Here is a 14,590-nt window from a genome sequence, read left to right as displayed (position 1 = left end):
AGGCATAACATGAACCGCGAGAATCTGAAACGTGCTGTTTTACAAAAGAAAATTAAAGAACAATTACAACATAACAAGCATCATCAGAAGCGGCCACCCATCAAACAAGCCGTCCGTGCGCGTCCTCTGCCATTGTCCTTCGCCCAACAGCGGTTGTGGTTCCTTAACCAACTCGATCCTGCCGCCAGTCTGGCCTATCATCTTCCAATAGCGCTGCGCCTGACAGGTCAACTTAACCGTGACTCCCTGACTAACGCACTCAATCATCTGGTTGCCCGTCATGAAAGTCTGCGTACCCGCTTTGTTCTGAACGAAGGACAACCTTGTCAGCATATCGATCCGGCTGACAGCGGTTTTGCCCTGTCCTGCCATGATCTACGTCGATTAGACACCAAAACGCAGGCTAGCCGTCTCGCCGAACTGACCGCCCTTGCAACACAGGCACCTTTTGACCTAACCCAAGGCCCGCTGATCCGCGGCCAATTGCTACAACTCACGGATGAAGAACATGTGTTATTGCTGACCCAGCATCACATCATCTCTGACGGCTGGTCTATCGGAATACTGGTGCACGAACTAGGCGCACTCTATCGTGCGGCTCTTGACAACCAGGATGATCCGCTGCCGCCACTCCCCATTCAGTATGTTGACTACGCCGTCTGGCAACGTGAGTGGTTACAAAGCACTGCCCTTGCTAAACAACGCGATTTTTGGTGTACGCAACTTAAGGGCGCCCCAGCCTTGCTGACATTACCCACCGATCGGCCACGTCCTTCCGTACCCACTTATGCAGGTAAACAGGTGCCTGTTCAGTTTGATGCGACCTTGCTGGCATCACTTAAGTCATTTGGACAACGGCATCACACAACTCTATTTATGACTATACTGGCAGCCTGGAGTATTGTACTCGCCCGACTCAGTGGACAGGATGATATCGTCATCGGCACGCCAGTCGCTAACCGCCCACACCGTGAGCTTGAAGGGCTGGTTGGTTTCTTTGTCAATACGCTGGCCTTACGTGTCACTCTCAATGATGACCTTAATGTAACGGATCTGCTTGACCAGGTGCGGGAACGGGCACTTGCCGCCTACGCCCATCAGGATCTGCCATTTGAACAGGTCGTGGAAGCACTCCAGCCTGATCGTAGCCTAAGCTACAGCCCAATCTTTCAGGTGATGTTGGCTCTAAACAATACGCCCGCCAAGACCCTGACGTTACCTGGCTTGCAACTCAGCCAAATTGAACAAGCACGCCACAGTACCCACTTCGATATGACCTTATCGCTGACCGAAACCGAATCTGGTTTGTTCGGTGAGCTGGAATATGCCGTTGATCTGTTTGATTCCTCGACGATAGAACGGATGGTCGGCTATTTGAAACGGGTACTGGTGGCAATGACAAGCGAAACCGAACAGACTATTGCCAGCCTGCCAATATTGTCAGCCTCGGAGCGGCACCAATTGTTGGTGGAATTCAACGCCACTCAAGCCGATTTCCCCCAGGAAGCCCTGATCCATCAACTGGTCGAAATGCAAACTGCACAAACGCCCAATGCAACCGCGGTCGTATGTGGCGATCAGTCTCTTAGCTATGGGGAATTGAACCACTATGCCAATCATCTGGCTTATCATTTGATTACATTAGGGGTAAATCCAGATGATCGAGTCGCTATCTGTGTCGAACGCAGTTTAGAAATGGTGGTGGGGTTACTGGCTATTCTTAAAGCGGGGGGCGCTTATGTCCCGCTCGATCCCGCTTACCCAACCAGCCGATTGGCCTATATGCTTGAGGATGCGACTCCCGTCGTAGTCATCACGCAGAAAAAATTCACCGACAGATTGGCCAGCGCTGCCCCTACGGTCTTTATCGACAATCTACTCAGCAATGACAATCAAGACCGCTTAAGTCAATCGATAGCCAATCCCGACGCCCAAACATTGGGTTTAACATCAAATCATTTGGCTTATGTGATCTACACATCAGGTTCGACTGGATCACCCAAAGGGGTTGCCATTGCGCATCGCAATACCGTGAATTTCCTGACCTGGGTTCAACGGACTTTTCGCCCCGAAGTATTGGCTCATACTCTGTTTGCGACTTCGTTTAATTTTGATTTGTCCGTGTACGAATGTTTTGCGCCACTGATTTCTGGCGGTACGGTTCATATTGTTGCTGATACCCTGTCGTTAATCGCTGCCAAATCTTCCGCTACAGAACAGGCGATCAGTCTGATTAATACGGTGCCGTCGGCCATCGCGCATTTGAGCGAGACAAATGCCATTCCCCCCACCGTTAAAGCCATTAATCTGGCGGGTGAAGCGCTGAAACCCCATATTGTCGAACATCTGTTTGCCTATTCTGGTGTAGAGGATATCTGTAATCTCTATGGCCCTTCGGAGACGACAACGTATTCGACCTGGATCCGCATGAATCGGATGACAAATGTTGTTTCTCATATTGGTCGCCCCATCGCCAATACCCGCATCTATATCCTTGACGCGGCCAGACAACTTGTTCCCCTTGGGGTTACCGGCGAAATTTATATCGCCGGTGCCGGTGTGGCCCGCGGTTACCTGAATCGGCCTGAACTCACTGCCGAGCGCTTCTTAAGCGATCCCTTCGCTTCAGAACCGAACGCCCGTATGTACAAAACCGGTGACCTCGGCCGTTGGCTGCCCGATGGCAATATCGAATACCTCGGCCGCAATGATTTTCAGGTCAAGTTGCGTGGATTCCGCATTGAATTAGGGGAAATCGAGGCACAACTGATGCAATGTCACGGTGTACGTGAAGCGGTGGTTATTGCCCGTGAAGATGAGCCAGGGCAGAAACGGCTGGTGGCTTATCTGCGGCCACTGGCGGGTGCCGAACTGATACCGGCCGAATTACGCCAGCAACTCGCCCAACACCTGGCCGACTATATGTTACCCAGCGCTTTTGTGACATTGGACACCTTCCCGCTGAATGCTAATGGCAAGCTCGACCGGCAGGCCCTGCCTGTCCCCGATACATCTGCGGTGATCACTCGCGGCTATGCAACGCCGGTCGGAGAGGTAGAAACCGCTTTAGCCCGGATCTGGCAAGATTTGCTGGGACTGGAACAAGTCGGTCGTCATGACCATTTCTTTGAACTCGGCGGACACTCATTGCTGATCGTCAACCTGATTGAACAACTGCATAACCTTGGTTGGCGACTTGACGTGCGCAGTGTGTTTGCGACCCCAATCTTAAGTGAGCTGGCGCAAACCATTCTGACATCTCAAGACAATCCCTGCGCTTTTGAAACGCCACCCCAGCTTATCCCCGAAGGCTGTACTTCCATTACGCCAGATATGCTGCCACTGGTTTCGTTGTCCCAGGACGAGATTGATGCCATTGTCGCGACTGTGTCAGGAGGGGCCGCCAATGTGCAGGATATCTATCCACTGGCGCCGTTACAGGAAGGCATTCTTTTCCAGCACTTATTACAGACACAAGGTGATGATTATCTGCTGCAAAGCCTGCTCGCTTTCGATACCCGCGAACGGCTTGATGCCTTTTTAGCCGCGCTGCAACACATTATCGATCGCCATGACATTCTGCGAACTGCCGCCTATTGGCAAGATCTGGCCCAGCCCGTTCAGGTGGTTTGGCGTCAGGCATCGCTGCATATCAATGTCTTCACCCCGTCCACGGAAGACGACGTTTTATCCCAACCAATGCCATCACAATTACGTAACTACACAGATCCACGCCAGTATCGCCTCGATTTAAGCCGTGCGCCGCTGTTTGCCGCAGATATCGCCCAAGATCCCGTACACGACGAATGGTTGTTATCTTTGCGTTTTCATCATCTGGTCAGTGACCATATGACACTGGAGCTGATTTTCGCTGAGATTGCCCACGTGTTGCAGGGAAATGCCGCCATGCTGCCTACTGCTCTGCCTTATCGCAACTTTATTGCCCGGACATTAAGTGTGCCAGTAGCAGAGCATGAAGCCTATTTCCGTGACCAACTGGCTGATATTACTGAGCCAACCGCGCCTTACGGGGTACTCAGCGTAGCAAGCGATAATCGGACTCTCAACGAACACAGCCTGTCGCTTGATCCCACTCTGGCAAAGGCGATTCGTTCTCAGGCTCGCCGTTTAGGCATCAGTCCTGGCGTCCTGTTTCATGTCGCGTGGGCGCAAGTGTTGGCTCAAACCAGTGGTCACCACGATGTGGTCTTTGGCTCGGTATTATTGGGACGTTTACAAGGGATCACAGGAGCCAACCGAATATTAGGCATGTTTATCAACACGCTGCCGATACGGATTACGCTGACCGGATTTAGCGTGCAAGAAGTGGTACAGGCTACCTACCACAATCTGACTCGGTTATTAGAACATGAACAGGCACCGTTATCGCTGGCACAACGATGCAGTGGCGTGCCCCAACCGATGCCGCTGTTCAGTGCGTTATTGAATTATCGTCATAGTCAATCTGGTGAGATGGAAACCGCCAGTTCGGTCTGGGCGGGTATCCGCATCCTGGCGGCGGAAGAGCGAACCAACTATCCAATCACGCTATCGGTAGATGATATGGGCGTTGGTTTCCACTTAACTGCCCAAACTGTGACGAGTATTGACCCGGCACGTATAACTCATTATCTGGTCACGGCTATCAGCGGTCTTATTGATGCACTTATCCATAATCCGCAGCAACCCATTCTGCACGTGCCGATCCTGCCTGCTCTGGAGCAACGACAACTGCTGACAGACTTCAATGCCACACAAGCCGATTTTCCGCAGGATGTCCTGATCCACCAACTGTTTGAAATCGAAGCAGTACAACACCCCGCTGATATCGCCGTAGTATACGGTGAGCAGTCACTCAGCTATGGTGAGCTGAATCGCCGTGCCAACCGTCTGGCGCATCATTTAATCATGTTGGGTGTACGCCCAGACGATCGTGTCGCCATGTGTGTCGAACGCAGCCCAGAGATGGTGGTTGGTTTACTGGCTATCCTGAAAGCGGGAGGGGCTTATGTGCCGCTTGATCCGGCTTATCCAGCCGAACGGCTGGCTTATATGCTTGAGAATTCAGCACCGGTAGCGATACTGACCCAACTAGCCTGGCTTGATATTTTTACAGGTACTAAGTCAACCGATGCTATTCCTCTCCTCTTGCTTGATATCCAAGATGACAGCATGGAAATGCAGCCAGATCACAACCCAGAAATATCTGGCCTGACTCCCCATCATCTGGCCTATGTTGTTTATACTTCTGGCTCCACTGGCCTGCCCAAAGGAGTCATGAGTAGTCATCTAGCCCTATGCAATCGGCTCTTGTGGTTCGTCCGAGACATCGCAATTCCGCCATTAATCGGGGCGCTGAAAACCAGTATCAGCTTTGTTGATTCAATCACTGAAACGTTGGGTGTACTGTTGGCAGGGGGCAAACTGGTGGTTTTCAATAACCATGAAGTGAAAGATCCCATCCAGTTCAGTGCAGGTTTGCAGCGTTTTAATGTTAACTATCTGGTCGTTGTACCTTCACTATTGAAACTTTTGATACAGGATCATGATAATCGAATTCATCTCAAATCAGTCAGGACGTTGATTTGCAGCGGAGAACGGCTTGCACCTGAGTTAGCCCGACAGGTAGTGACAGATTACCCCTGGCTCCGTCTCCTGAATTTTTATGGTTCATCTGAAATCAATGGTGATGCCACCTGGTATGAATATTCTGCTCAGGCAGGTATACCGGAAGTTTCCGTTATTGGCCGCCCCATCGCCAATAGCCAAAGTTATATTCTGGATCCTCACGGACAACTCGTCCCCCTTGGTGTCACAGGGGAAATCTATATCGCGGGCGTCGGCCTGGCCCGCGGTTATCTCAACCAACCGGAACTGACTACCGAACGTTTTCTTGCCGATCCATTCTCTTCAGAGCCAGACGCACGTATGTATAAAACCGGTGACCTCGGCCGCTGGCTGCCCGATGGTAATATCGAATACCTCGGCCGCAATGATTTTCAGGTCAAGCTGCGGGGCTTTCGCATTGAATTGGGCGAAATCGAGGCACAACTGATGCAGTGTGATGGGGTGCGCGAAGCGGTTGTGATCACCCGCGAAGATGAAGCAGGGCAAAAACAGTTGGTTGCCTATCTGCGTCCACAGGATGGTGCTGAACTGCTGCCTGCTGAATTGCGTCAGCAACTCGCTCACCACCTTGCCGACTATATGCTGCCGAGTGCTTTCGTCACGTTAGCGACTTTTCCATTAACGCCTAACGGCAAACTCAACCGGCAGGCGCTCCCTGTACCGGATGCTGCTGCCGTCGTGACGCGCAGCTATGAACCCCCCGTCGGTGAAATAGAAACTGCGTTGGCACAAATCTGGCGAGACTTACTGGGGCTGGAACAGGTTGGCCGTCATGATCATTTCTTTGAGCTGGGTGGACACTCTCTGCTTGCCGTCCAACTTGTTGCGCGTATCCGTCAGGTGCTGGCACGGGAGTTACCGTTACAGACGCTCTTTGACCAACCGATTCTAATGACATTAGCGCATACGTTAACTAACATGGCTACAACGACTCATACCGTTATTCCCATTGCGGATCGCAGCCAGCCACTGCCTCTCTCCTTTGCTCAACAACGTTTATGGTTCCTCGGTCAGCTCGATCCGGCGGCGAGCCAGGCCTACCATTTGCCTGCGGCACTACGCCTGAGCGGTTCACTGGATCGTCATGCGTTAGTGATTGCCCTTGACCGTCTGGTTGCCCGCCATGAAAGCCTGCGCACTCGCTTTATATTGATTGAAGGACAACCCTACCAACACATTGAACCTGCTGACCTCGGTTTTACCCTGTCCTGCCACAACCTGTGCCAGCTTGATCCGGCCTTGCATACCCGCCGTGTTACCGAGCTTATCGAGCGCGAATCCCAAACACCTTTTGATTTCGTCCAAGGGCCACTTATTCGTGGTCAACTGCTGCAACTGGCAGACGAAGAGCATATCTTGCTGCTGACCCTGCATCATATTATCACTGACGGCTGGTCGCTTGGTGTGCTGGTACGAGAACTGGGTGTTTTCTACCGTGCAGAGCTTGAGAGCGAAGAAAATCCGTTACCACCCCTCCCCATCCAGTATGCGGATTATGCGGTTTGGCAACATGCTCAGCTAAAAGAAACGCCTCTGGAAACACAACGTGATTTCTGGTGTACCCAGCTTAAAGACGCGCCAGCCTTACTGACGCTACCCACCGATCGGCCGCGCCCAGCCATACAAACCTATGCGGGTGACCAGATCTCTTTCCAGTTTGATGCCGCGTTATTGGTATCACTTAAAGAACTTGGACAACGCCATAACTGCACCTTGTTTATGACCCTATTGAGTGCCTGGAGTATCGTATTGGCTCGACTCAGTGGTCAGAACGATATCGTTATCGGCACTCCAGTCGCCAATCGCCCACACCATGAACTTGAAGGCGTGATAGGTTTCTTTGTCAATACGCTAGCCTTACGTGTCACATTTAATGCTGGCCTCAATGTCACGGAGCTGCTCGCACAAGTTCGCGAACGAGCACTTGCCGCCTATGCTCATCAGGATCTGCCTTTCGAACAGATGGTGGAGGCACTCCAGCCTGAACGTAACTTAAGCTACAGTCCCATTTTTCAGGTAATGCTGACCTTGAATAACACACCCGCCCAGAATCTGGTATTACCTGATTTGCAGCTCACCTCAATTGAGCAGGCTCACCATGGTGCCTATTTTGACATCACATTATCACTTACTGAAACCGAATCAGGTTTAGCCGGCGCTATAACCTATGCTGCTGATTTATTCGATTCAACCACGGTTGAGCGGATGGTTGATTACCTGAAAAATATATTGGCGGCCATGGTTACTGATGAAACACAATGCATTGCCACTCTGCCGATAATGCCAAAATCGGAACAACAATTGCTGGCAGATTTCAATGCCACACAGATGGATTTCTCGCCAGAGACCTTAATCCATCCCCCGTTTGAAGCACTGGCCGCGCAACAACCCAATGCGCCCGCTGTGGTATTTGAAGAACAAACGATGAGTTATGGCGAACTGAACCGGCGCGCTAATCAGTTGGCCCATTATTTGATTGCGCGGGGCGTCCGTCCAGACAAGCGCGTGGCGATTTGTGTCGAGCGCAGTCTGGATATGGTGGTCGGCTTACTGGCTATCCTTAAGGCTGGCGGCGCCTATGTCCCGCTCGATCCGGCCTACCCGACTGAACGGCTAACCTATATGCTCAACGATGCGGCGCCCGTGGTTCTGCTGACCCAGGGCACGTTAGCTAACACCCTGGACAGTACAGACACCGGTTATCTCACCCTGCTGCTTGATGCGCCGGCAATGTCTCTCGCAGAACAACCGACTGACAATCCTGACACGCAGAATATGGGGCTGACACCCCACCATCTGGCCTATGTGATCTACACGTCTGGCTCCACCGGATTACCCAAGGGCGTAGAAATGCCGCTGGCCGCTTTGTCAAACTTACTGCAATGGCACTCACACCCCGCCGGCACGGGCAAAACCCTGCAATTTGCCGCGCTGGGATTTGATGTCGCTTTTCAGGAAATCTTTACCACCCTGAGTGAAGGCGGCTGTCTGGTTCTGGTTAATGAAACCCAACGGCGGGCGCCGCAACAGCTCCTCCGGCTGATTCAGCAACAACAGATTGACCGCGTTTTTCTGCCCTATATTGCGCTCCAGCATCTGGCTGAAGCCGCCAGTGACAGTGAAGAGGATTTTTCCTGCCTGGCGCATATCATCACCGCCGGCGAGCAATTGCGTATTACACCGGCCATTGCGCGTTTCCTGCAACGGGCTGATTGCCGGTTACATAATCACTATGGCCCGACAGAAAGCCACGTTGTCACGGCATATTCATTGGATAAGGCGATAGCGCAATGGCCAACACTGCCCCCCATCGGTCGCCCGATTGCCAACAACCGTATTTATATCCTTGATGGCAGCGGCCAGCCCGTACCTTTGGGCGTGACCGGAGAAATCTATATCGCCGGCGCTGGGGTGGCCCGTGGATATCGAAACCGGCCGGAACTGACCGCTGAGCGTTTCCTTGTTGACCCGTTTTCCCCAAATCCCAATGACCGCATGTACAAAACCGGCGACCTCGGCCGTTGGCGGCCTGATGGCAATATCGAATATCTTGGCCGCAATGATTTTCAGGTCAAACTACGGGGATTCCGTATTGAACTGGGGGAAATCGAAACACAGCTGATGCAGTGTCACGGGGTGCGCGAAGCCGTTGTGATTGCCCGCGAAGATGAGCCTGGCGAGAAACGGCTGGTGGCTTATCTGCGGCCGCTGGCGGGCGCTAAACTGAAGCCGGCTGAACTGCGTCAGCAACTCGCCCGACACCTGGCCGACTATATGTTACCCAGTGCTTTTGTGATACTGGAAACTTTCCCACTCACGCCCAATGGCAAACTTAACCGTCAAGCCCTGCCTGCACCGGATGCGTCAGCCGTGGCAACGCGCCGCTATGAAGCGCCTGTCGGTGACACAGAAACCGCACTGGCTAAAATCTGGCAGGACTTGCTGGGGCTGGAACGGGTTGGCCGCCATGATCATTTCTTTGAGCTGGGCGGGCATTCTCTGCTTGCCGTCCAGCTTGTCGCCCGTATCCGTCAGCGACTGGCACGGGAATTACCGTTACAAACCCTGTTTGCTCAACCCGTCCTGCTGGCGCAGGCCCAGACGCTAACGGAAACGGCCACGCTCACACAAGCCGTGATCTCCCCAGCTGATCGCAGCCAGCCCTTGCCTTTATCCTTTGCCCAACAGCGGTTATGGTTCCTCGGTCAGCTCGATCCGGCAGCGAGTCAAGCCTACCATCTCCCTGCGGCGCTACGCTTGTCCGGTTCACTCAATCGCCATGCCCTGATGACGGCGTTTGATCGTCTGGTGGCTCGGCATGAAAGTCTGCGCACCCGCTTTGTGCTGATTGCAGGCCAACCCAGCCAGCAAATCGCCCCGGCGGATATCGGTTTTGCCCTGTCCTGTCAGGACTTGCGTCAACTCGATCCCGCTTTGCATATCAAGCGGGTAACTGAACTCGCGACCCTTGAAGCCCAAACGCCTTTCGATTTTGCTCAAGGCCCCCTGATCCGCGGTCAACTGCTGCAACTGGCGGATAAGGAACACGTGCTGCTACTCACACAACACCATATTATTACCGACGGTTGGTCTATTGGCGTGCTGGTACGAGAATTGGGGATTTTCTACTGTGCGGCACTTGATGGCAATGAAGATCCTTTACCACCACTATCCATTCAATATGCTGATTATGCGGTCTGGCAACATGGACAGTTAAAAGCAACCACCCTCGCTGCACAACGTGATTTCTGGTGTACTCAGCTTGAAGGCGCACCGGCCTTACTGACGTTACCCACCGATCGGCCACGCCCAGCCATACAAACTTATATCGGTGACCAAATCTCTTTCCAGCTTGATACCACCTTATTGACGTCACTAAAGGAGCTTGGACAGCGCCATAACACCACGCTGTTTATGACCCTATTGAGTGCCTGGAGTATCGTGCTGGCCCGACTCAGTGGACAAGATGATATCGTTATTGGTACTCCAGTCGCTAACCGCCCGCATCATGAGCTTGAAGGGTTGATAGGGTTCTTCGTCAATACGCTAGCCTTGCGCGTTACATTCAATGATGAACTCAGTGTGGCTGATCTGCTTGCACAAGTTCGCGAACGGGCGCTGGCCGCCTACGCCCATCAGGATCTGCCTTTCGAGCAGGTGGTAGAAGCCCTTCAACCTGAACGTAGCCTGGGCCACAGCCCGCTCTTCCAGGTGATGCTGGCCTTAAATAACACGCCAGCCCAAACTCTCATCTTGCCTGAACTACAGCTCACACCATTTGAACAGACGTATCACACCACTCATTTTGATTTGACATTATCACTGGCAGAAACTGAAGCAGGTTTAACCGGCGCCTTGTCCTATGCTACCGCGCTGTTCGATGCTGCAACTGTTGAGCGTATGGTCAGTTACTTAACCAATATACTGATGGCGATAGTGGCAGATGAAACACAACGCATTGCTGCCTTGCCGATGCTGCCGGAATCAGAACAGCAACAGCTATTGATAAATTTCAACGCCACTCAAACGGATTTTCCGCAAGATGCCCTGATCCACCAACTGTTTGAAACTCATGCAGAACAGCATCCTGATACTCTTGCTATTGTCTATGAAGGCCAGACACTGAGCTATGGTGAACTCAACCGCCGCGCCAATCGCCTAGCCCATTATTTGATCACGCTGGGTGTGCGCCCGGATGATCGGGTAGCGATTTGTGCTGAACGCAGTTTAGACACAATCGTCGGCTTACTGGGTATCCTTAAAGCTGGCGGGGCTTACGTCCCTATCGATCCAAACTATCCGACTGAACGGCTGATCTATATGCTTGAGGATGCAAGACCCGTGGCCTTGCTAACGCAAACAACACAGGTTAACCGACTGGACAACACCATACCCAAAGTATTGCTTGATGCACCAGATCCATGTTTGGCAACGCAACCGACCCACAACCCGCAAGCACATACACTGGGTCTCACGTCACGCCATCTGGCCTATGTGATCTACACTTCTGGCTCAACCGGCCAGCCGAAAGGGGTGATGGTCGAGCACCGCAGTATCAATCGGCTGGTGATTAATAATGCTTACGCAGATATCGGTGCGCACGACTGTGTCGCTCATTGTGCCAATATCGCTTTTGACGCCTCAACTTGGGAAATCTGGTCTGCCCTGCTCAATGGAGGATGTCTGTACATCGTTCCACAATCTGTGCTACTCGAGCCGGCTCATTTCTGCGCTACCCTAATTAAGGGGCACGTTACCGCCCTTTGGTTAACGGTGGGCTTGTTCAACGCCTATTCCGATAGCCTCAAGCCCCTGTTAGGGCAATTGCGCTACCTGCTTATTGGCGGCGATGTGCTCGATCCCAGGAAGATACAGCAGGTGCAATTGGCTAAATCCCAACCTGCACATCTCATTAATGGCTATGGCCCAACGGAAACCACGACGTTTGCTGCAACCTACGAAATGACTGCTCTTATTGATGCAACTCGTTCTATTCCTATCGGCCGCCCGATTGCCAATACCCAGATTTATATCCTGGATGCACATAGTCAACCCGTTCCCATCGGTGTTACTGGTGAAATCCATATCGCGGGCGCTGGTGTGGCTCGCGGTTATTTGGATCGCCCTGAACTGACGGCCGAACGTTTTCTCACTAATCCGTTCTCTTCAGAGCCAAACGCCCGCATGTACAAAACCGGCGATCTCGGCCGCTGGCTGCCCGATGGCAATATTGAATACCTCGGCCGCACTGATTTTCAGATCAAGCTGCGTGGCTTCCGCATTGAACTGGAAGAAATCGAAGCCAGACTCAGCCAATGTGACGGGGTACGCGAAGCGGTGGTGATTGTTCGTGAAGATACGCCCGGTCAAAAACGGCTGGTCGCCTATTTACGGCCGCAGGAAGGAATTGAGTTGCTGCCAACCACACTGCGCCAGAAACTTGCCCAATATCTTGCCGACTATATGCTGCCCAGCGCCTTTGTCTCGTTAACGACTTTTCCGCTAACCCCTAACGGCAAACTCGACCGACAGGCGTTACCTGTTCCCGATCAGTCCGCTTTCGCAGTGCGTGGCTATGAATCGCCTATCGGCAAGACAGAAACCGCTCTGGCCCAAATCTGGCAGGATTTGTTAGGACTGGAAAAAATCAGTCGTCACAATCATTTCTTTGAGCTTGGCGGGCACTCGCTGCTCGCTATACAGTTGTTGAATCGTATGCGTGAACAAAATATGCAGGTCTCACTGGCTACCCTGTTCGCCCATCCAACCTTATGTGATCTGGCCCTGGCTACTAAGGAGCACTTCGTCATGCCTGTATCCCCATTTGATGCAAACCCTGTCCCACTCAGCCCGGCAGGTTCCTTGCTCCCTTTATTCTTAGTGCACGAAACTTCCGGCGATCCCCTGGTGTATTCTCCCCTGGCTGCCTTACTCCCCCCTGAGCTTCCCGTCTATGCTTTACAGGCGCTTGGCATCCATACATTGGCACACCCTCCAATATCGATTGAAGCACTTGCCGCCTGCCATATTCAGGCCATTCGCCGCCTCCAACCCCAGGGACCTTATCGTCTGATGGGTTGGTCGATTGGCGGGTTGATTGCCTATGAAATAGCCCAACAATTAACCCGTGACGGTGAGACAGTCGCGTTTCTTGGTATGATCGATTCCTATTATCATACCCATAAAGACAGTGATGACTTCTCTGTAGACGTAGACGAGGAAGCAAGGCGAATAGACTTAATCATTAATGCACTGCGTACTCAAAAAATGATTGGCGATGAGGAAGCGTTAGCAGAGCTGCACAGCCTCAGTAATCTGGAGCAAGTGCTTGATCACTGTATCGAACGCCAATGGCTGTCGGCGGGTATCACGCGCGAAGATATTCTTCTGCGTTTCTATACCGCCGAGATGATTACACAGCTTGGTCAAGGATACATCGCGCAAAAATCCACCTTACCTGTCCACCTCTATACGGCGGAAGAGTTAGTTAACGGCGACAGTTGGCGCGGCTGGCATGGCATTGTCGGCCACGATTCGGTGCTCCACCCTATCGGCGGGACGCATTTTTCCATAATGCATTCGCCTCTGCTCAACCAAATCGTGGATTCAATCACTGAAAATTTACCGGATATGCCTTCCTTCGACCCACTGGTTATGATCCAGCAGGGCACGCCATCCGTATCGCCGCTCTTTTGCCTGCCGGGTGCCGGCGCCAGCCCGTCCAGCCTGCTCGAACTGGCCCTATCGTTCCCAGCACAACTTCCGGTATACGCTTTACAGGCGCGTGGGTTCACGATTGAACATCATTCCCCTTACCGCAGTGTCGAAGGCGCAGCCCGTGCTTATATCCAGAAAATCCGACAACTCCAACCTTATGGTCCCTATCACCTGCTAGGCCACTCTTTTGGCGGTTGGATTGCCTTTGAAATCGCCTTGCAATTGCAAGCGGAAGGAGAACAGGTATCCACTCTGATTCTTATTGATACCGATGAACCTGACCAGCAAGGAAAAGCTCTCAAGTCAGTCAACCGTATTGAGACAATCATGGAGTTAATCGATATCTATAATATGATATTAAATCAGCCGCTTCCGCTCGCCCGGCAAGATTTTGCTAACCTGGCCGCGGATGAACAAATTCAATATCTGCACAGTGCGTTGGTTAAGGCCGGCCTGTTCCCGGCCAAAACACCAATATCGCTGTTGCAAGGGATTATTCGCGTTATGCAAGCTAACCTGAACACCCGTTATATTCCTCGCGCCCGTTATAAGGGACTTGTCCATCTGGTTAACGCTGAGGAAGGCGATAAGGATGAAAGGAGAAGTCGCGAAACCCAATGGCGTCTTCTGGTGGCAGAACTCAATACGATGGTTGTGCCCGGCAATCATATGACCCTACTATCCGCCCCCCATGTCGGGCAATGGGTAACCCGCCTATGGCAGAAGTGAGAGAAAAACATGACCG

The 14,590-nt window shown here is 52.3% G+C and carries 1 protein-coding gene; it reads left to right on the top strand.

All coding sequences use genetic code 11. From position 1 onward, the window contains the following. Positions 1–9: 9 nt before the first annotated feature. A complete protein-coding gene (locus WDV74_RS07830) occupies positions 10–14,574 on the top strand; it encodes an amino acid adenylation domain-containing protein (RefSeq protein ID WP_338885388.1) in 14,565 nt (4,854 codons plus the stop codon). Positions 14,575–14,590 lie beyond the last annotated feature (16 nt).

The sequence above is a fragment of the Xenorhabdus sp. TH1 genome, assembly GCF_037260955.1.
GTDB classification, from domain to species: Bacteria; Pseudomonadota; Gammaproteobacteria; order Enterobacterales; family Enterobacteriaceae; genus Xenorhabdus; species Xenorhabdus griffiniae.
Note: the sequence above shows the minus strand (reverse complement) of the source record. Positions and strands in the feature narration are given on the sequence as shown.